This window comes from Povalibacter uvarum, assembly GCF_014202975.1.
GTDB lineage: Bacteria > Pseudomonadota > Gammaproteobacteria > Steroidobacterales > Steroidobacteraceae > Steroidobacter > Steroidobacter uvarum.
Genome location: NZ_JACHHZ010000002.1, coordinates 163,904 through 184,145, shown reverse-complemented (window position 1 = coordinate 184,145; position 20,242 = coordinate 163,904). Strand labels below are relative to the sequence as shown.

The following is a 20,242-nucleotide window of genomic DNA, read 5'->3' as shown; positions in this document are numbered from 1 at the left end:
TGTCAGGTCAACCGAATGGGCCGGATTGCCCCTCAGGGCGCGACGCCGTACTCATTTCTATAACGCTGTAGGGCCGCCAGCTGTTGCCCGTCGCCCTGGCTGCTCAAGTGCGAGATGAGGTCGGTGAGCTTCAGGATGCTGGTCACCGGCAGGCCCAATACCTGCTCGACTTCCTGGACGGCCGAGCGCTCCGTCTGGCCTCGCTCCTGACGATCGAGTGCCAGCACGACACCGACGGGCGTTGCGCCCGCCGCGCGGATGAGGTCGATGGATTCGCGGATCGCCGTGCCGGCCGTGATGACATCGTCGATGATCAGGACGCGGCCTCGCAGCGGCGACCCCACGATGTTTCCGCCTTCGCCATGATCCTTGGCCTCCTTGCGATTGAAGCTCCACGGCACGTTGCGCTGATGATGATCGGCGAGCGCGACAGCCGCCGTGCTCACGAGAGGAATGCCCTTGTACGCCGGGCCGAAGAGCACATCGAACTCGAGCTTTGCACCCTGGATCGCTGCTGCGTAAGACCGCCCGAGCTCTGCAAGCGCTCGTCCCGAGTTGAACAGCCCTGCGTTGAAGAAGTAAGGGCTCGTCCGACCCGACTTGAGTTTGAATTCCCCGAAGCGAAGGACGCCGAGCTCGAGGCAGAGATTGATGAAGGATGACGACATGGAGAAGCGGTTGGCGGTTGGCGGTTGGCGGATAGCCTACAGAAGCTGTGGCGGGCATTGAAGTCGGGCCGGAGGGTTTTGCTTTCGCGCTGCGATGTCGTTGGGCATCATCGCGTAATGCATTCAACGAGCGCGCCGCGGGATAACGTCATTTGAACTCAACAGTCTCAACGGGGTGGCGCTCCCGTCTGCCTGCGGCCATTCGTCCGTACACCGAATCAGCACCGATTGCTGCGTTGTTTCTCGGGATCTCCTCGGGCGCGCCTTACGCGCTGATCGCTTCCACGCTCACGACGCGACTTGCGCAGGACGGCATCAACAAGCGTGCGGTCACGGCCTTCACGCTGGCGTTCCTGGTCTACAACCTGAAGTGGCTCTGGGCCTGGGTCGTTGACGGCGTGCGGCTGCCGTTGCTCGGAAGGCTGGGTCAGCGCGTCTCGTGGCTGCTGCTCATCGGTGTGCTCACCATGGCGGCGATCGTGAACCTGGCGCTCGTCGATCCCAAGGCCAGCCTCATGGCGACAGCGGTCGCCGCGATTCTGGTCGGAGCAGCAGGCGCGACTTACGACATCGTCATCGACGCTTACCGGATCGAATCGCTCGAACCGCGCCAGCTCGGCGTCGGATCAGGGATGTCGCAGTACGGATGGCGCATCGGTTCGGTTGCAGCCGGTGCGCTGGCGCTGGTCATTGCGGCTCGGCTCGGCTGGCAGGCTGCGTATATCGCCTGTGCAATCTTCGCGTTGCCAGCGATGGCCGTTGGCCTCGTGCTCGGCGAGCCGGCACGACATCGCGACCCGATCATTCGCCGCGGGATCAGTGCGGTGACCGATTCGGTGCTGGCGCCTCTTCTCGAGTTCTTCCGCAGGCGCGGTGCGGCGCTCGTCCTGCTGTTCATCCTGCTGCACAAGATCGGCGACACGCTCGCGAACCTGACCTTCAGGCTGCTCTTCGAAGATCTCCACTACACCAACGACGAGATCGCGATCTACGACGTCGGGTTCGGCTTCTGGGCCTACCTCATCGGTATCTTCATCGGCGGCGCGATGTACTCGCGTCTTGGCATGAAGCGCTCGGTGCTGATCAGCCTGGTCTTGATGATGCTTTCCAATCTCAGCTTTGCTGGTCTTGCGGCGACGGGACATTCGAACTGGGCGATGGCCGGCGCGATCGGATTCGAAAACATCGCCAGCGGCATCGGTGGCGTCACCGTGGTCGCGTATTTTTCGGCGCTTTGCGACCTTCGTTACACGGCGAGCCAGTACGCACTGATCTCCGCAGCCGCGAGCATCGTGGGCCGCGTGCTGACCGGCACGACGGCGGGAGGGCTGATCGAGCGCGTGGGCTACGTGAATTTCTACTTACTGACGACGCTGATTGCTGTGCCGGGCATCGTGCTGTTCTGGATCATGATCCGGGGCGGGTTCGTCGACGAAGTGGAAGCCACAGCCAACGGAAAGGCGGCCACGGAAAAGCCGCGGACGGACTGAGTCCAAACGCAACTGTGCTTCGACGAATGCAGACGGTCGGTGGTTTCTACAGATCGCGCGGCGTCGGCCACTCCGAATAACCGGAAGTCTCGGCGCGATCCAGGCTGGTGAGCGGGTCGGTCCACATTCCCGTGGCCGTGACCTCGCGTTCGTTTTCGTAGTCTTCGGGTTCGATGTCGACGGAGCCGCTCCAGTCCTCCGGCGCCTTCCCTTCTTCGAACTGCTGCTCATCCCACGACTCGAGGTCGAACTCCTCGACCGTGCCGTCGAAGTGCTGCACCTCGACCGTGCCGTCGTCCCGATCGATGGCGACGACTTCGAACAGCGCGCCGTCCATCCGGCGATACCAATCACCCACGACCGGACTCGGCGACGTCATGACATTCCTCCGTACACATCCATGCCTGCATGTGTCGGCAGCGAAGCTGTCGGCGTCTCTGTTGTATGCCTGTGCCCGCAGGGATTCAAGTGGGATTTTTTCTGCAGAGCATCAAAGGCAGAGGCTCGAAGAAGCGTGACCTCCGTGTTACTGCGTCACGTTCTTCGGTATTCCATATCCCAGACGCCATGCCCCAATCGATGTCCACGCTTCTCGAAGCGAGTGAGCGGACGCAGCTGCGGTCGATCGACATAGCCGCGGTCGCCGGCGACGTTGGTGAACTCGGAAGATGCGTCGAGTACTTCGCGCATGTGGAGTGCGTAGTGTTCCCAGTCGGTTGCGAGACGAAACAAGCCGCCTGGTTTGATGATGCGCGCGACCAGGGAAACAAAGGGCGGCTGAACGATGCGACGCTTGTGATGTCGCTTCTTGTGCCACGGATCGGGGAAGAAGATGTGGACGAAATCGATCGATGCGTCGGGAAGTCGCTGCAGCACCTCGACGGCGTCGTGGCACATCACGCGAATGTTCGTGATCGATGCCGTCTGCGAGTGGAGCAACAGGTGTCCCACGCCGGGGCTGTGGACTTCGATGCCGAGACAGTCGATGTCCGCATGGTCACGCGCATATTCGAGCAGCGCTTCGCCATTGCCGAAGCCGATCTCGATCATTCGCTGCGCGCCGCGCGGAAAGACACGGTTCACGTCCAGCGGTTCGTTGGAGAAGTCGATGCCGTATTGAGGCCACAGTTCGACGAGCGCACGCTGCTGCCCCGCCGTCGCACGACCGGTGCGAAGGACGAAGCTGCGGACCGCGCGCCGCTTCGGGCCGTCGCCAGGGGGATTCGTGGATTCGTCGGAAGTCATGTCGATGCGCCGTCGCGAGGGCGCGCGATGATAGCAGCGGTCCGTCAGACCTGCCCGCGCAGGTGTTCGAAGAGCAAACGCGCTGCGGAATGCAGGGGAATTCCCGCCCGCGTGCAAAGGAACAACTGTCGCTGCGCCCAACCGTCGCTCAGAGGAACGGCATGAAGCGACAGCGATCGAACGTAGGCTGTCGTAGCGCCGCGGGGCACGATGCTGATGCCGAGACCGGCCGCAACCATTGCGCACGCCGCATCGAAGCTCGTGACCTGGATGCGCCAGTTGATCGTCGCGTCGAGGTTTGCCGCAGCGCGTGTCAGCAGGTTGTACAGCGAGCTGCCTGCATGCACGCCGATGAATGACAGGTCCGTCAGCTCCGCGAAGCTCACGACATCGCGCGTGCTCAGCGGATGATCCGGTCGCGTGACGAGTACGAGTTCGTCGTGACGGAAGGGGATCGTTTCCAGGCCATCGATCACCGGCAGCTCTCCGACGATGCCGAAGTCGGCGGAATTGTCGGCGACTGCAACCGCGATCGCCGAGCTCAGATGCTCTTCGAGATGGACGTGAACATCCGGATGCTTCGTCGCGAACGAGGCCAGCGCCGCCGGCAGGAACTCGACGATGGCCGAAATGTTCGCAAAGACCCGCACGTAGCCGCGCGTGCCGGAGGCGTGACGGCGCATCTCGTCGTCGAGTTGCCTGGCCTGGTTCAGCATCGCTCGTGCGCGCACCAGCAATGCGTGCCCTGCAGCCGTCAGTTCGACCCCCTTCGCGCCACGCGCGAGCAGGGATGACCCGAACGTTTCCTCCAGATCGGAAATGCGCTTGCTGACGGCCGACGCGACCGTGTGCGACCGTTCAGCGGCCCGCGCAATGCTTCCCGCCTCGGCGACGGCCACGAACAACTCCAGATCCCGCAGATCGAATCTCACCCGAAAGGCTCCTCGACTGATTCACCCGACATTCTTGCCGCTTCCCCGTGCCGGTGCATAGAATCCGTCTCCGGCGCGGGTGTAGTTCAATGGTAGAACTGTAGCTTCCCAAGCTACTAACGTGGGTTCGATTCCCATCACCCGCTCCAATATCCGCGAATGGAGTCGACTTGCCCGTGGCGGTCGCGACGCGCCGCCGGCCAGGCCATTGGAGCCGGTTTCTGTGGTGCGGAGCGAAATCGCTACTTCGGCGCGCTTACCGGCGGCCGGAACTTGATGCCCAGATTCAAGCTGATCTGGTGGTCGACTTCGCCCAGGAACTCATCCTTGTTCGCGTAGACGATGGAGAAGGGCATGTCCATGCCCCCCACGCGGCGCGTGTAGGTGAGGGTTGCCTTCAAGCGCTCCTTGTTGCTCGTATCGCCGTCGATGTTGCTGTCGTAGCCGACTTCGATGTCGATGCGGTCGGCGTCCTTCACTGGCTGGAGCGGGCGGCCCCAGCCGGCGGTCACCTCGAGGCGATCGGTTTCCGGCAGATTCAGCGCGACGTTGTCGTCCGGATAGCTGTAGTTGATCGCTTTCACGCGGTGATAAGCGGCGCCAAGTTTCCAGCGAGGCTGCGTCTTCAGCGCTTCATCAGTGCTGTCGACATAGCTGTTCAGGGCACTGATGCATCTTGCGTATTCCTGCTGGCCCGACTGTACGGCTCCGCTCTTGCAGATCGCGCCGGGGCCGCGAAGAAACGCCCCCAGGTTGTATCGCGTCGTCTCGAACGTGAGTTTGGCACTGGTCTTCTCGGGGCCCACGACTTCGTCGCGAATATCGTGCGACAGCGAGAAGAGGAGTTGGGGCTGCTGTTCTACCAAAGCGGCGAGACGAGACAGGCTCGCAAGCTCGTTCTGCGTCGCGAGTGTCGCCGCGCCGATCACTGAGGCGGATGCGGCAGCGTGCTGCTTCAGCTCGTCCCGCAGAGTGTTCAGTTCAGCGGGGTAGCTACCGAAAGGCGTGGTTGTCGCCACCGACCGAGCCGCAGGCGCCGGGTCGCGTGCGAGGCGCGTGAGCGCGGCTCGTTGAGCATCGAGTTTTGCGCCATCGATCATTGGCATTCCGACTCGTGCCCACGCGCCTTCGTAGATCGGCGCGAGTTGGGCGCGAGCGACGGTGAAGTCACGACCGAACCGGCTGTTCACCAGAGAATATGTGAGCTCTGCACGCGAGTCGCCGAAGGGCCCGATGTCCTTCTGCAACTCGCTGTTGCGTGCCGCCCGGACGGTTTCGGGAAAGGCTTCCACAAGCTGCGTGAGCGGTTCAGGCGAAGTGTTCACGACAAGCTGCAGCTGCATGTTCTTGTCGGCCTCCTGCACGGGGAGCAGGAAGTTCAGATTGAACGCGAGCGTGCCTTCGCTTTGATCGGAGTTGCCGATGAGACCGAGCGCATCGAACAACGGAATCAGGTCGGTCAGCGTGGAAGCCGTTGCAGTGCCTCCCGAGTCCGCTCCCGTCTGAGCCGTTGCAGCCCGGGCTCTTGCCGCGTTCATTTCGGTTGCGGCCAGCTTCGCGGGGACACCGCTCAGGTCGCTCGAACCCTTTGCAGCGTCATAGAGGCGTTGCCAGCAGGTGTCGAAGGACTCGGTGTCCATACACGTGGCCTGGGCCATCGCCAGGGAGCCCGACAAGAGCAACGCGACGCCTGTTGCGATTTGAACGATGCGCACGGGTGAGTTCCTCTTCAGACCGTGACGACATTGAACAGGATGCTTTCAGAGGCACCCTGCGGACGCGCGAACTGTTGGTTGTAGTCGTCGGGAAAGTGCGCGCCTCCTGGCATTTCGACGAATGCCTTCACGTCGGCTGTCGCCTGCTTTGCGAATTGCAGGTTGAGCACGACGGTGCAGGAATCCTGGCCATTCAGCCGCACGATCAGGGGGCCCGGTTGAACTTCGGGATCGCTGAAATTTCTCGGTGGCGCGTTGTCGCTGCGGATAGTGCCGCTGCCTGTCACCAAAGTGGTGGTCGTCGTGCCTGCAAGGCGGATGACGAGTCTCGATCCCTGCGGGACGCGTAGCCAGTTGTGGACGTTGGCAGTGGCTGCGCCCGCCAGCATGGGAGCGGCCGCGGCAGTCGGCTGCATCGCCACGCGTGCGGTTGTGAGTGACTCGAGCGCTTCGGGAGGGTTGATGATCTCTATCTCGAGATTGCGGCGTCCATCCAGCGCTTTGTGCAGCGCCTTCATCGCTTCGCGCGAACTCGTGACCATGAGCGTGCCGTCTGAATCCTTGCGATGGCTCAACCCCGGTGCGATGCAGCCCACGACGTCACGCGCGCGATTGCCCGCATGGATGAGGATGAGGAAACGCCCCTTGCCCTTGCGCGCGACCGGAATGTCCGTATCCAGCTTGAACACATCGAGGTCGGGATTGGAGAGCACCCAGACCTTGTCGCCGTTCGGTCGAACGAACGGGCTCAGAGAGTACACGCCAGGGCTGACGCAGGATCTGAAGGGCTCTCCGGCTTTCCCGCCGGAGGCGGAGGGAATGAAGGGCTTCTCGATGGTGAACTGTCGAGAGGCGGTTTCGCCATCGCTGTCGAGAACCTCGAGCACTCCGCGACAACAATCCGTGGTCATGATGTCTCGGGTCAGGCGCAGTGCGAGCATGGGGTTGTTCCTGTCTGCGTTGAAATCGAGTCGACACACGCCGTCCAGGGCGTGCAGTCCGCTGTGCTGCAAGTGTCTGTGACGAAGGCTTGCTTTATCCCAGAGTTGCTGCGACCGGGACAGGTCCGGAAGGGCACCGCTGCCCAGACCTCGAGCCCGACGGCGGACGCGTTGATGATGTGGAACTCGAAGAACAGATAAGCCAGCGGTGCCGTCAGAAACACAAGCCGCGGAATGCCGGAGAAGAAGTGCAGCATCGCGTTCGAGTAACAGAGCCGCTGAAAGAAGTTGAGTCCCTTGCCCAGGAACGGATTGTCGAGTCGGAAGATCTGAGCCATGCCGCGCGCCCAGCGAATGCGCTGGCCGATGTGACTGGACAGACTTTCCGTGGCAAGTCCACCCGCCAGCACTTCGCGTAGATAGGCGGTCGTGTAACCGCGCCGATGCATCTTGAGCGCGGTATGAGCATCTTCGGTCACGGTCTCGACGGCGATGCCGCCGACTTCCTCGAGCGGACCTCGCCGCAGCACTGCGCACGAGCCGCAGAAGAGGGCGGAGTTCCATAGGTCGTTGCCGTCCTGGATCAGTCCGTAGAAAAGATTGCCCTCGTTCGGTACTCGCTTGAACGTGCCGAGGTTGCGTTCGAACGGATCGGGCGAGAAGAAGTGGTGCGGCGTCTGCAGCATCGCTTCGCATGAGTCCGGCTGAAGCCGGGCCCACAGCAAACGCCGGAACCCGCATGGCGCGGTTGTGGCCTCCCCAGCCAACCGTTTATAGTTGAGAATCGTTATCATTTGCCTCCCGCGGTTCTCCTCCTGATCTCATGAGTGCCTCAGCGCCTTCCCTGAGCCCCCTTCATATCGCCCTGCGCATCATCGGCGCGGTCGGCGGCGGCTGGCTTTTTGTCTGGGGATTCACGACGTTAGGGATTGCGTTGGGTATCGCGACGGGGATGCCGTACGACGAGGCGCGGACGTTGCTTTACCTCCTGGCCTTTGTCGTCTTCCTGGTCGCTTTCTGCTGGTCGTTCGTCACGGCCAGCATCGCGCGCGTCTGGCTCGTCCTCGCGGGCGGCGGAGCAGTGATGACCGGTGGCGCGTGGCTGCTGCTGCGATCGATCGCCTGAACCGCGGAGAGCCTGATGTTCCAGTCGTTTCGAATGTCGATGACGTGGCTGCATACCTGGTTCGGCCTGGTCATCGGCTATGTGCTGATGGTGTGCTTCTTCTTCGGTGCGCTGTCGGTGTTCGATCGGGAGATCGACCGCTGGGCGATTCCCGAGACGCGCTTCGAGCCGCAGGTGCTGCCGTCTTTCGACAAGATGCTGCTGCCGATCTTCGAGAAGATGGAGCCGCTGGAAGAAGAGCTCGATGCGGCGCGGGATCGCGTCGGCGGGCCGTTGCCTGAATCGAAGCCGGTGATGGGCTACAGCGCCTACACGACGCATCGCGATCCCGTGCTCATGATGTTCTCTGAGTACGCGATCACGAATAACCCGGACGATCCGCGCGATCACGTACACGGCTACATCACGATCGATCCGCGTTCGGGCGCGCAGCTGTCCGATGAGCAGCTCAAGATCGGCAGCGAATTCTTCTACCCGCTGCACTACAGCCTGCATCTGCATTGGGCGAACCTCGGCTACTGGATCGTCGGCTTCGCAGCTCTCGTGATGCTCGCGGCGCTGGTGAGCGGCGTGGTCATGCATCGCAAGATCTTCCGCGAGTTCTTTACGTTCAGGCCGAACAAACAGGCGCAGCGCAGTGCGCTCGATCTGCACAATCTCACCGGCGTCGTCGCGCTGCCGTTTCATTTCTTTTTCGCACTGACGGGATTGATCGTCTTCGCCAGCATCTACCTGCCGGTCGGCGAAACGATGTTCGAAGACGTCGCGCTCAAGCAGGCTCAGGAGGAGGCAGCCGCCACGGGGCTCGCATTCGATCCTGCCGGCGTACCTGCACCGCTGGCGTCAGTCGACGCGATGGTCGTCGAAGCGAAGCGTCGCTGGGCCGCACGGGACATGACCGGCGAGGTCGGCTTCCTCGCCGTGAATCACATCGGCGACGCGAACAGCTACGTGAGCATCTACCGCGCCGGCACCGATCGCGTGACGCTGACCGGCCAGGGCATTCATTTCAAGGGATCGACAGGCGAAATCATTCGCGAAGATCCGCCGCCAAGTGCCGTCGAAGGCGTGACGGACTTCATGACGGGCCTGCATCTGCAACACTTCAAGCACTGGATGCTTCGTTGGCTCTACGTGCTCGGCGGACTCGCGGGCTGCGTCTGCATCGCGACCGGCTTCATCTTCTTCGTCGAGAAGCGCAAGCGCGCTCACGCGAAATCCGGCAGCAGCGGTGCACGCTGGGCCGACGCGGTCGCCGTGTCGACGGTCACGGGCATCGTGATCGCTGCGGCAGGCATGCTGGTCGGCAACCGACTGCTGCCGACAGACCTTCCGGATCGCGGATTCTGGGAGGAAAGCGTGTTCTGGTTGTCGTGGCTTGCGGCCTTCGTTCACGCCGCAATTCGCAGCGCACCGGTACAGCAGGCGCGCATTTCTCCTGCCTGGCGTGAGCAGTGCTGGGCCATCGCAGTGCTTGCGGTCGGCGCTGTGGTCCTCAACTGGATCACGACTGGCGATCACTTGTTGAAGACGCTTGGCGAGGCCTACTGGCCAGTCGCCGGCTTCGATCTGGCGCTGTTGGCGGCTGCTGCGCTGGCTGTGTTCGCTGCGCGTCGTCTGCGACTGCGCGAGATCGGCGCGATCGAACAGCGGGAGACATCATCGGGCGGAGCGGAGGCGGCGCATGCGTGATCCGGCGCTGCTCGCCGTCGCTGCGATCTGCTGCATCCTGAGTTTCAGCTGGCTCGCGCTGGCGATGGATGTGCATTGGCAGCAAGTGCGCGAGACATCGATTCAGACGATCGGCGTGAAGCGCATGCTGCGGGTACTCGCCGTCGTTGCGCTGGGCGTTTCGCTATCGCTGTGTCTCAAGGTCGATCACGGTTCGATGGCATCGCTCGTCTGGGTGATGTTGCTCGCGCTGGCTGCGCTGATCGTGACGTTCACGCTGTCCTGGCGCCCGCGCGTGCTTGCGCCGCTCGTCGCATGGATTCCCAATGTTCCGCGAGCGGGCGTCGGCGCAAGTTCCTGATTCGGGAATGTAGCCGTAAGCCCGGTGTCGCCGGCCGGCGTGCGCCGGTTAGAATCCAGCGATGTTCGCATACATCGATCCCACCGTTCGTGCTCGTCTCGTCGCTGAGCAGAAGCTGATCCGCATCGACGCCCAGGGCAACGCGCTCGATCCGAATGAGGTGCCCGACCTCAAGCAGGGCGTCATCCTCAACGTGCTGGGTCCGATTCCCCTGCCCATCGATATAGGCGGCGAGCAGCGCACGTTCCAATGGTACGCGTTCGTTCGCCACACGGAATTGCAGGAGGCAAATCGCATTGCCGACTCGCTCCGCGGCGAGGGCAAGCAGCACCTGTTCTCCGTGTTGTCCAACAGCATGTCCGTCAACAGTGTCCTCGTGCTCGGCGATTTCCGCGGTGCGGAGAGCCCGCTGGTTCGCGTGCACTCGTGCTGCCTGACTGGCGATGTGTTCGGTTCGAAGCGATGCGAATGTGGACCGCAACTCGAGCGCGCGTTTCAGCGAATCGATGCCGAAGGAACGGGCGCCGTCATATATATGAGCGGACACGAAGGGCGCGGCATCGGACTGTGGGCCAAGGCGGTCACGTACGTGCTGCAGGACTGCGGCCAGGACACCTATCAGGCCAACCGCTCACTCGGCCTGCCTGACGACAGCCGCGATTTCTCCGACGCGGCCACGATTCTTCTGTATCTGCGAGGCGACCGTCCCGTCCGGCTGATGAGCAACAACCCGCGCAAGCTTGCGGACCTGCAGAAGGGCGGACTGCATCAAATCCACGCGGAGAAGCACGTCACCGGGGTCACGGCAGCAAACCGCCGCTACCTCGACGCGAAGCGGACCTGGGGGCACACGCTGGATCCCAGCGAAATCGGTGGCGATGAGTAGGCGGAGCCGGCTAGCTGGTCTCTCCTGCCATATTCATTTCATATGAATCACGCCTCCGCGAGAGGATAGGCGAGGGGCACGAACCATCCCATAATGCCCCGCGCGTTGCGCCGGGCCTTAAGTTTACTGGCTTCGCGCCGCATACCTTCAGCGTTCCGGAGTGGGATATTCGTATGACCGAGATGCTCGCCCGTGCAGGGATTTCCGTCGCCGCACCTCTCGCCACCTTCATCGAAAAGCGTGCGCTTCCAGGCACCGGTATCACCGCCGATCACTTCTGGAAAGGCTTCGCCGACGTATTGAACCGCCTCGCACCGGAGAACCGCTCGTTGCTCGCGGAACGCGATCGCATTCAGGCGCGGCTCGATGAATGGCACAAGGCGAATCGCGGTCCCATCGACGGAGCGAAGTATCAGGCCCTGCTGCGCGACCTGGGCTATCTCACTCCAGAGCCCGCGCCTTTCCGTGTCGGCAGTCGGAACGTCGACGATGAAGTGGCGCGCATGGCGGGTGCGCAGTTGGTCGTGCCGTCACTCAACGATCGCTTCGTGCTCAACGCAGCGAATGCGCGATGGGGCAGTCTCTACGATGCGTTCTACGGCACCGATGCTCTACCGGGCACGGCGAAGCCCGGTGGCTACGATGCCGAGCGCGGCGCGAAAGTGATTGCACGCGCTCGCGCATTCCTCGATCAATCGGTGCCGCTCGCGAGCGGCAGCTATGCCGATGTGAAGCAGTGGTCCGTCGTGAACGGAGCCCTTTCACCCGCGCTGGCGAATCCTTCCCTGTTTGCTGGCTATCGCGGCGATCCCGCGAATCCCTCTGCCGTGCTGCTGCGACATCACGGACTCGGCATCGAAATCGTCATCGATCGCCAGCATCCTATCGGCAAGGATGATCCCGCCGGCGTTGCGGACGTGATTCTCGAGGCGGCGCTGACGACGATCGTGGACCTGGAGGACTCCGTTGCGGCTGTCGACGCGGACGACAAAGTCGCTGCGTATTCGAACTGGCTCGGCCTGATGCGCGGCGATCTCGAGGCGACGTTCATGAAGGGCAGCCGCCAGGTGACGCGCAAGCTCGATGACGATCGCAAGTGGCTCGCGCCGAACGGCGCCGCGTTCACGTTGCCCGGTCGCTCGCTGCTGTTCGTGCGCAACGTGGGACATCTCATGACGACGCCGGCGGTGCTGCTCGCGGACGGGTCGCAGGCGCCGGAAGGTATTGTCGATGCGCTCGTGACTTCGCTCATCGGTGTGCACGATCTGAAGAGCCTCGGCCGCCATCGCAACAGCCGGCAGGGATCGATCTACATCGTAAAGCCGAAGATGCATGGCCCGAAGGAGGCCGCCTTCGCGAATCGCCTGTTCGATGCCGTCGAAGATGTGCTCGGGCTTGCGCGTCACACACTGAAACTGGGCTTGATGGACGAAGAGCGTCGCACGTCGGCAAATCTCGCGGCGTGTATCGAAGCAGTGAAGGATCGCATCGTGTTCATCAACACGGGCTTCCTCGATCGCACCGGCGATGAAATGCACACGTCGATGCAGGCCGGCCCGATGATCCGCAAGGGTTCGATGAAATCGTCGACCTGGATCAAGGCCTACGAGGATCGCAACGTGAACATTGGACTCTCGTGCGGGCTCGCGGGCGTCGGCCAGATCGGCAAGGGCATGTGGGCAGCGCCCGATCGGATGGCGGACATGCTCGAACAGAAGATCGCACATCCGCAGGCTGGCGCTTCGACAGCGTGGGTTCCAAGCCCGACCGCAGCGACGCTGCACGCTCTGCACTATCACTCGATCGATGTGTTCGCGCGTCAGAAGGAGCTGGCGAACCGGCCGACTCCGTCTCTCGACCTGCTGCTCACGGTGCCGGTGCACTCGGGGCAGAAGTTCACAGCCGAAGAAATCCGCGAAGAGCTCGATAACAATGCGCAGGGCATCCTCGGCTATGTCGTGCGCTGGATCGACCAGGGGATCGGCTGTTCGAAGGTGCCTGACATTCACGACATCGGACTGATGGAAGATCGCGCGACGCTGCGCATCTCCTCGCAACACATCGCCAACTGGCTTCTGCACGGTGCGTGCACGATCGAACAGGTAGACGCAGCCTTGCAGCGCATGGCTGCGAAGGTCGACACCCAGAATGCAGGTGATCCGCTCTATCGTCCGATGGCGCCGAATCTTTCCGGCAACCTGGCATTCGCCGCCGCACGTGCATTGATCGTCGAAGGCGTTGCGCAACCGAACGGCTACACGGAGCCGCTGTTGCATCGTTTCCGCGCCGAAGCCAAGGCGAAGTAATCCGCCATCCCTGCGCGGGAGTGACCACTCGGTCATTCCCGCGCAAAGCCGATTCCGTGCGCGCCTGTCGGCCCGCGACCGCGAGCGCGTAGACTGCGGCCATTCGTCTGCACGACGTACGCGGATCCCGGACACAGACATGCCACTCGATCGCACGTGCGCGATGGCCGTCGCCATTGCAATCCTGTCTCTCAGTGCCTGCGGAAAGCAGCCTCCCGCCGACCCGGTCGCGGCGCTCCCGGCGATGGCGCCTTACGAAATCGGCGATGCCTACCTCTATCTGCTAGGGCGTGCCCTCGTCCTGCGGCAGCAACGCCTGGATTTCGAGCAGGGCGGGTTCCAATGGAATCAGCTGGTTCACCGCACACCGGGAGAGACGACACAGTCATCGCCGGAGCTAGACGTCGCGTACTCGGAAGCGTGGATCGCCGTCGACGAACGTCATTGCGTCCTGCTCGAAGTACCCAGCATCACCAAGCGTTACTACACATGGCACATGGTGAATGGCTGGGGCGAGACGCTCGTGAACATCAACGAGCGGACGTTTCCTGATCAGCCGCACGGAAAGTTCGCGCTGTGCCTGAAAGACAGCGCGGCTGTAGCGCCCGATGGAGCGCGACGCATCGACCTGCCCGTGAAATCGGTTCGCGCTATTGCCCGCGTCGGTTTGGGTTCTGATCCGTCGACCGCGCGGCGTCTGCAGCAGCAGTTCAAGCTCACTGCCCCGGCGGAGATTGCGGCGCCGTCGTTCATCCAGGTGCCGCTCTTCACGGACGAGGCGCTGCCGGGAGTCGAGCTGTTCGATCAGGCGCAGCAGATTCTGACGGACGAACCGGACATCAATGCCGGCATGGAGTCGATTCGTGCGCAGGTCGCGAAAGTCGCCGAACTCGCGAAGGCGGAGGTGCATCGGCAACGCGTTCGCGAGGGGATCGAGAAGGAAGGCTGGCCCACGTTGAAGGAATTGCTGGCGACGCCAGGTCCGAAGTCGAAGGGTTGGTCGCATCCCGCGGTAGCGGGCAACTACGGCAGCGACTATCGCAGGCGGACGATGATGAACTTCGCCGCGCTGTGGGCGAACGTCAACACCGAGGTCACGTTCTTCGGGAATCAGAAGCTCGATGGAAGTCAGGCGTACGTGCAGACGTTCGATGCCGACTCGCCGCCCTCCGCCAAGGCGAGTCAAGGATGGTCGGTCATGGTGCTCGATGCCGAGACGCGCCAGGTGATCGGCAATGATCTGAACCGATTCTCGCTGGGCGACAGCGCGCGTTTGCAACCCAATCCGGATGGCTCGCTCACGATTGCTTTCGCGCCGACGCTGCCGGATGGGATCGCGAAGTCCAACTGGCTGCCGACGGCCGCGGGCAAGCGCTACAACCTCAATCTACGGTTCCATGTGCCTGCCGAGGATGTGGTGCAGGGCACTTATTTTCCGCCGCCGCTGACTGCCAGGCCCTGAAGGCAGGCATCGCGCCGTCGGAAATATCCTCTTATAGGACGAGGGAACTCCGCTGCGGAAACTGGCATCCTGCCGTGTCATGGCTGTCCGAGGTCTCATCGATGAGTGCTGATCAACGAGGCCCGCTCGCGGGTCTGCGTGTGCTCGAAGTAGCCGGCATCGGTCCGGGTCCCTTCTGCGGCATGCTGCTCGCCGACCTGGGAGCGGATGTCGTTGTCGTCGAGCGGATCGAGGCGGAAGCGCAAGGCAGGGGACCGCAGGCGATCTTCAATCGCGGCAAGCGATCGGTGGTCGTCGATCTCAAGAAGCCCGAAGGGGTCGAAGCTGTGCTCTCGCTCGCGGCACAGTGCGATGCATTGATCGAAGGGATGCGTCCCGGTGTGATGGAACGTCTGGGGCTGGGGCCGGACGTTTGTATCGGGCGCAATCCGCGGCTCGTCTACGGACGCATGACGGGCTGGGGGCAGACGGGCCCGCTGGCGCCGGTCGCGGGTCACGACCTCAACTACATCGCGCTGTCAGGTGCGCTTTGGTATTCGGGTCAGCCTGGGACCCCGCCGCTCGCGCCACCGACACTCATCGGCGATATCGGCGGAGGTGCGCTCTATCTCGCCATCGGTCTGCTTTCGGCAGTGATGAGTGCGCGCGCCACTGGGCGTGGCCAGATCGTCGACGCCGCGATCGTCGATGGCAGCGCGCACATGCTGAATCTGATATTGGGCCTGCGGCCCAGCGGCCAACTCGTCAGTGAGCGAGGGGCCAGCCTGCTCGATGGTCCTCACTGGTATTCGACCTATCGCTGCGCTGACGGGCATTTCATTTCGGTCGGCAGTCTCGAGCCGAAGTTCTATCAGCTGCTGCTGACGAAGCTGGGTCTTGCCGGGGATCCTTCATTCGCCAACGGCTATCAGCGTCGGACGTGGCCGGAGCTGCGCGCGAAGTTCTCGGAGCTCTTTGCGCAACGTACGCGCGCCGAGTGGTGCGCATTGCTGGAAGGCACCGATGCTTGCTTCGCACCGGTTCTGACGCCGGAAGAAGCGTCGGTTCATCCGCACATGGCCGAGCGCGGTGTCTATTCGAACGCGGACGGCGTTTTGCAAACCAGTCCGGCACCGCGATTCTCGGAGACGCCCGCGGCAACACCCAGGCCCATGCGGCGCGAACCAGATGTATCGGCGGTATTGCAGCGATGGACGTCGCGGTAGGCTCTGATCCGTAAGTGTCGATACGGACGATTGCCACGCCGATTCAGGGAGAATGACGCTGCCTGACCCGGAGGTGTTCGTCATGCATCGTCGCCATGCCGTCGTGCTGTTCGTTCTCGTGGTTGCGTTGCTGCAGGGCTGCGCAAGCCTGCAGGGGCGTGATCCGCTGCAGGTCACCGTCGCGGGCATCGAACCGCTGGAAGGGCAGGGCATGGAACTGCGGTTGCTCGTCAAGCTGCGCGTCCAGAATCCCAACGATTCGCCTGTGAACTACAACGGCGTGGCGCTCGAGATGGAGGTCCAGGACAAGACCTTCGCGAGCGGCGTCAGCGATGAGAGCGGCAGCGTACCGCGCTTCGGCGAGTCAGTGATTGCCGTGCCGATGACGATCTCCGCCTTCCGTATGGTCAGGCAGGCAATCGGCATGCTTCAGGGCGGCGCGGGTCCCGGAAAAATCCAGTACGAAATGAAGGGCAAGCTGAGCGGCTCGGGATTCGGAGCCACCCGTTTTTCGACCAAGGGCGAGTTCGACATGCCGGCTGCAACGGCGCCAAACGCGACATAAACATCGGCGACGTTGCGCGTACCGCGGTCATCGGGTCAGATAGGCACCTGAAGTCACGGCTTGCGTTGCCCGGATGCGGACACGGCCGCTGACGGGAGCGCAGTACTCGATGAAGCCGTCATGCATCCGCGTCGTACTGATCGTCGCGAGCATTCTCTTCCTCCCGGCGACGCCGTCCTTGGCGGCCTACAAGGGTGCAGCTCCCGCTGGCGTGGATCTGACCGGGCACTGGAAGATCAACGCCGCGTTGAGCGACGACGCGGAAGCGCTGCTGCAGGAGCGACTCGCGGACGAACGCAAGCAGCGTGAGAAATGGCTGCGACGCGCGCGGGAAATCGATCCGCTCGGTATTCCTCCGATCGGCATGCCACTTCCGCCGCCGCCATCAGAGGACGCAGAGCAGCAGCCCACGCCTCCGCCACAGCCGCAAATGCAGCGTGCACGCAATCGTTTCGTCGATGAGTTGCGTCGGATGCTGAACATCAGCGACACGATGAGCATCACGCAGGCAGGTACGAAGATCGACATCGTGTCCGCCGTCGATGCGCGGCGGTTCGATGCTGGAACGCAGAGCCAGGTCTCGATGCCGCAGGGAGCGCTCGCGGATTCGGACGTCGGCTGGGATGGCCAGTGGTTCGTGATCGAGCGTCGCGCGCGTGGCGGTCCGCGCGTGACCGAAAAGTATCGCTGGCTCAAGAAGACAGATCAGATCGAATCGGTGCTCGCGTGGGGCGGCGACACGATCCTGTCCGGCATCAAGGTGCGCCGGATCTACGATCGGATGTCGGCGCCGCCGCCAGCGCCGGATCCGGAGAGCGGGCCGATCAGATAGCGCACTCTCCGCTGCTGCCGTCATTCCCGCGAAAGCGGGAATCCATCCGGATCAAGGCATGGACTCCCGCCTGCGCGGGAGTGACGATAGTTCAGGTCCCGTAGCCCAGCATCGCCTTCGTCTCGAGGAATTCCTTCAATCCCTCGCGGCCCCATTCGCGTCCGTTGCCGGACTGCTTGTAACCGCCGAACGGAGCGTTGATGTCGGTCGGTGCGCCGTTGATGTGGACCATGCCGGCACGCAGCTTGCGGGCGATGCGCCGGGCGTTGTCCGTGTTTCCGGAATAGACGTAGCCTGAGAGTCCATAGACCGTATCGTTCGCGATCGCGACGGCCTCTTCTTCGCTCTTGTACGGAATCATGACGAGCACAGGTCCGAAGATCTCTTCGCGTGCGATCGTCATTTCGTTGTTCACGTTGGAGAAGATCGTCGGCTTGATGAAATAACCCTTGTCGAGCCCCGCGGGTCGGCCCGGACCGCCGATCACGACGGTCGCGCCTTCTTCGACGCCCTTCTGCAGCAGGCGCTGGATCTTGTCGAACTGGGTCTTGTTCGCGACCGGTCCCATCGTCGTGCTGTCCGCTTTCGGATCGCCGACCACAGGCTTCTCTGCGACGGCCTTCGCGATCTTCACTGCTTCGTCGTAAAGCTTCGCCGGCACGAGCATGCGTGACGGTGCGTTACAGGACTGGCCGGTGTTGGCCATCATCGAAACGACGCCAGTCTTGATTGCCGCATTGAGGTCGGCGTCTTCGAGAATGATGTTGGCGGACTTGCCGCCGAGTTCCTGCGACACGCGCTTCACAGTGTCCGCAGCGGCTTTTGCAACGAGCACGCCCGCGCGCGTCGAGCCGGTGAAAGAGACCATGTCGATATCGGGATGGCGCGAGATCGCTTCGCCGACACCCGGGCCGTCGCCATCGACCATGTTGAACACGCCCTTCGGCACGCCGGCTTCCTCGAGGATTTCCGCGAAGACGTGTGCGCTCAGCGGAGCGATTTCGCTCGGCTTCAGGACAACGGTGCATCCCGCGGCGAGTGCCGGCGCGACCTTGCAGCCGATCTGGTTGATCGGCCAGTTCCACGGCGTGATCAGACCGCATACGCCGATGGGCTCGCGCGTGATGCGTGTGTTGCCCAGCTGCTCTTCGAATTCGAAGTCCTTGAGGACAGCGAGGGTCGTCGCGAAGTGGCCGAGGCCACTGCCGGCCTGCGCGTTCAGCGCGAGCTTCATCGGCGCGCCCATCTCGTCCGAGATCGCCTTGGCGAGGCGGGGCATATTCGATTGGAAAACTTTAATGATGCGCTCGAAGAGTGCGATCTTTTCCTCACGCGACGTTTGAGAAAAGCTCTCGAACGCGCGGCGCGCGGCCTTCACTGCGGCATCCACGTCTTCCGGTGCTCCCAGCAGGATTTTGCCCACCGATTCCTCGGTGGCCGGATTGATGACGTCGTGCTCGCGGCGTCCGGCAGGCGCGACCCATGCGCCGTCGATGAAGAACTTTCTGAAGTCGTACATGAGGCCTCCGGAGCCTGTGGAACAGGCGCCTGCAATTGCTGCAAACGGGAGGCGGATGATACGTCAGAGGCACGGGTCCCGCGCCTCGTCGGTCAGGACGAATTTGTCAGCGACGGACGTCGGTCTGCACTTCGGAAAGGAACAGTTCGACGTCACTCACGCCGAGCAGATTGAAGTCCCCGGGCACAGTGTGTTTCAGGCATCCGGCGGCCGTAGCGAAGTCGACGGTGCCTTGCGGCGTCATCCCTTTGAGAAGGCCATGCAGGATGCCTGCGGCGAACGCATCTCCCGCGCCGATGCGATCCACGATGCCCTGCAGCGGATAGGGACGCGTGGTGAACACTTCCTTCGCCGAGTGCAGCGTACCGGCGAGCTGCTGCGTATCGACGCTGTGGCGAGTGCGTTCGGTGTAGGCGATCCACTTCAGCGATCTGAATGTTTCGAAAGCCATGGCCGCGGCCCTGCGACGCCGTTCAGTCGCGTTCGCATCATCGGACTTGAAGCCCAGCATGAAGGCGATGTCGCGATCGTCGCCGAAGATGAGATCGGCGTACTGGCAGATCTCGCTCAGGATCCCGGGCGCTTGCGGTGAACGGGACCCCCACAGTCGCGCGCGGAAATTGCAGTCGAATGAAATTTTGACGTTTGCTGCGCGCGCGGCTTTCACCGCGCGAAGCGCGGAGTCAGCACCTTCCGTGCTGACTGCGGGCGTGATGCCAGACACGTGCAGCCACTGAGTGTCCTTCAGCAGCGTTTCCCAGTCGTAACTGTCAGCGGGCGCTGTGGCGAACGCTGATTGCGCGCGGTCATACAGCACTTCCGCCGGACGTTGCCCCGCACCATGCGTCAGGAAGTACAGGCCCATCCGCGCATCGCGGAACCGTACCGGATCGGTATCGACGCCATGACGACGCAATTCGCCTACGCACGCGTGACCGAGCGCGTTGTCCGGCAGGCTCGTCACCACTGCGGCCTTGTGGCCGAAGCGGCTCAGCGAAACAGCGACGTTCGCTTCCGCACCGCCCACATGCGCCTCGAGTCCTCCGGTCTGCAGGAGGAGTTGCTTTCCTGGCGCGGAGAGCCGCAGCAGCACTTCACCAAAACAAAGGATGGATCTGGTCATGAGCACGAAATTACCCCGAAACACGGAAGGCCGGTGATGTTGGCGGCGATGCAACAGATCCGGCCGATTTCTTGCGGCGCATCATCGGGGAATTGCAAACCGTGTTGCACATTCACCAAAGATGCAGTCTTGCCGGCCGTATGGTGCTCTGCTAGCCTGTGATTGTCACCGGTGTCATTCATAGCGTCGTGGCTT

General features: G+C 62.8%; 18 protein-coding genes, 1 tRNA gene and 1 pseudogene. 11 read left to right on the top strand and 9 right to left on the bottom strand.

From position 1 onward, the window contains the following. Positions 1 to 32 precede the first annotated feature (32 nt). Positions 33 to 668 carry an orotate phosphoribosyltransferase gene (gene pyrE / locus HNQ60_RS07065; RefSeq protein WP_184330341.1) on the bottom strand — a complete coding sequence of 212 codons (636 nt, stop codon included), beginning with the start codon at positions 666 to 668 and terminating at the stop codon, positions 33 to 35. 188 nt (positions 669 to 856) lie between these two features. Here pyrE and HNQ60_RS07060 point away from each other — a divergent pair, with 188 nt between their 5' ends. Continuing rightward, entirely contained in the window at positions 857 to 2,158 is a 1,302-nt protein-coding gene (locus HNQ60_RS07060) for an AmpG family muropeptide MFS transporter (protein ID WP_407676439.1), read from the top strand. A 46-nt stretch (positions 2,159 to 2,204) separates the two neighbouring features. On the opposite strand, the gene HNQ60_RS07055 is transcribed toward HNQ60_RS07060, so the two are convergent. From HNQ60_RS07055 to HNQ60_RS07045, 3 genes are all read right to left on the bottom strand, one after another. Beyond that, complete coding sequence (locus HNQ60_RS07055) at positions 2,205 to 2,537, bottom strand: DUF6763 family protein (protein WP_184330339.1); 333 nt, start codon at positions 2,535 to 2,537, stop codon at positions 2,205 to 2,207. A gap of 155 nt (positions 2,538 to 2,692) precedes the next feature. After that, complete coding sequence (trmB, locus tag HNQ60_RS07050; protein ID WP_184330338.1) at positions 2,693 to 3,403, bottom strand: tRNA (guanosine(46)-N7)-methyltransferase TrmB; 711 nt, start codon at positions 3,401 to 3,403, stop codon at positions 2,693 to 2,695. A 44-nt stretch (positions 3,404 to 3,447) separates the two neighbouring features. Next, a complete protein-coding gene (locus HNQ60_RS07045) occupies positions 3,448 to 4,335 on the bottom strand; it encodes a LysR family transcriptional regulator (protein ID WP_184330337.1) in 888 nt (295 codons plus the stop codon). A 75-nt stretch (positions 4,336 to 4,410) separates the two neighbouring features. Here HNQ60_RS07045 and HNQ60_RS07040 point away from each other — a divergent pair. Then, positions 4,411 to 4,484 (top strand) — tRNA-Gly (locus HNQ60_RS07040). 93 nt (positions 4,485 to 4,577) lie between these two features. Here HNQ60_RS07040 and HNQ60_RS07035 read toward each other — a convergent pair. The 3 genes and pseudogenes from HNQ60_RS07035 to HNQ60_RS07025 form a co-directional block, all read right to left on the bottom strand. Further along, positions 4,578 to 6,050: a hypothetical protein gene (locus tag HNQ60_RS07035; protein WP_184330336.1), complete on the bottom strand. Its 1,473-nt coding sequence runs from the start codon at positions 6,048 to 6,050 to the stop codon at positions 4,578 to 4,580. Positions 6,051 to 6,064: 14 nt separating this feature from the next. Beyond that, complete coding sequence (locus tag HNQ60_RS07030) at positions 6,065 to 6,991, bottom strand: DUF5675 family protein (RefSeq protein ID WP_184330335.1); 927 nt, start codon at positions 6,989 to 6,991, stop codon at positions 6,065 to 6,067. Between the two features lie 151 nt (positions 6,992 to 7,142). Next, a pseudogene (locus tag HNQ60_RS07025) lies at positions 7,143 to 7,680 on the bottom strand (glycosyltransferase family 2 protein); the annotation flags it as partial. 134 nt (positions 7,681 to 7,814) lie between these two features. Here HNQ60_RS07025 and HNQ60_RS07020 point away from each other — a divergent pair. The 9 genes from HNQ60_RS07020 to HNQ60_RS06980 all read left to right on the top strand — a co-directional run bounded on the left by HNQ60_RS07020 (position 7,815) and on the right by HNQ60_RS06980 (position 17,405). Beyond that, positions 7,815 to 8,117 (top strand): iron uptake protein, encoded by a 303-nt coding sequence (locus HNQ60_RS07020; protein WP_184330334.1) that lies wholly within the window; start codon positions 7,815 to 7,817, stop codon positions 8,115 to 8,117. Between the two features lie 15 nt (positions 8,118 to 8,132). After that, positions 8,133 to 9,809: a PepSY-associated TM helix domain-containing protein gene (locus HNQ60_RS07015; RefSeq protein ID WP_184330333.1), complete on the top strand. Its 1,677-nt coding sequence runs from the start codon at positions 8,133 to 8,135 to the stop codon at positions 9,807 to 9,809. Next, positions 9,802 to 10,149: a DUF3325 domain-containing protein gene (locus HNQ60_RS07010; protein WP_184330332.1), complete on the top strand. Its 348-nt coding sequence runs from the start codon at positions 9,802 to 9,804 to the stop codon at positions 10,147 to 10,149. The genes HNQ60_RS07015 and HNQ60_RS07010 overlap by 8 nt, the downstream gene beginning before the upstream one ends. A 61-nt stretch (positions 10,150 to 10,210) precedes the next feature. Further along, positions 10,211 to 11,035, top strand: a complete 825-nt coding sequence (locus HNQ60_RS07005) for a GTP cyclohydrolase II (RefSeq protein ID WP_184330331.1) — start codon at positions 10,211 to 10,213, stop codon at positions 11,033 to 11,035. 173 nt (positions 11,036 to 11,208) lie between these two features. Beyond that, positions 11,209 to 13,341, top strand: a complete 2,133-nt coding sequence (locus HNQ60_RS07000) for a malate synthase G (RefSeq protein ID WP_184330330.1) — start codon at positions 11,209 to 11,211, stop codon at positions 13,339 to 13,341. A 139-nt stretch (positions 13,342 to 13,480) separates the two neighbouring features. Further along, positions 13,481 to 14,803: a DUF1214 domain-containing protein gene (locus HNQ60_RS06995; RefSeq protein ID WP_184330329.1), complete on the top strand. Its 1,323-nt coding sequence runs from the start codon at positions 13,481 to 13,483 to the stop codon at positions 14,801 to 14,803. Between the two features lie 101 nt (positions 14,804 to 14,904). After that, positions 14,905 to 16,008, top strand: a complete 1,104-nt coding sequence (locus tag HNQ60_RS06990; RefSeq protein WP_184330328.1) for a CaiB/BaiF CoA transferase family protein — start codon at positions 14,905 to 14,907, stop codon at positions 16,006 to 16,008. 52 nt (positions 16,009 to 16,060) lie between these two features. Then, a complete protein-coding gene (locus HNQ60_RS06985) occupies positions 16,061 to 16,573 on the top strand; it encodes an LEA type 2 family protein (protein WP_246433484.1) in 513 nt (170 codons plus the stop codon). Between the two features lie 109 nt (positions 16,574 to 16,682). After that, a complete protein-coding gene (locus tag HNQ60_RS06980) occupies positions 16,683 to 17,405 on the top strand; it encodes a hypothetical protein (protein WP_184330327.1) in 723 nt (240 codons plus the stop codon). Positions 17,406 to 17,496: 91 nt separating this feature from the next. Here HNQ60_RS06980 and HNQ60_RS06975 read toward each other — a convergent pair whose 3' ends face one another. Together HNQ60_RS06975 and HNQ60_RS06970 are read right to left on the bottom strand one after the other, a co-directional pair. Then, positions 17,497 to 18,924 carry an aldehyde dehydrogenase family protein gene (locus HNQ60_RS06975; protein WP_184330326.1) on the bottom strand — a complete coding sequence of 476 codons (1,428 nt, stop codon included), beginning with the start codon at positions 18,922 to 18,924 and terminating at the stop codon, positions 17,497 to 17,499. A gap of 106 nt (positions 18,925 to 19,030) precedes the next feature. Then, positions 19,031 to 20,047 (bottom strand): sugar kinase, encoded by a 1,017-nt coding sequence (locus tag HNQ60_RS06970; RefSeq protein WP_184330325.1) that lies wholly within the window; start codon positions 20,045 to 20,047, stop codon positions 19,031 to 19,033. Positions 20,048 to 20,242 lie beyond the last annotated feature (195 nt).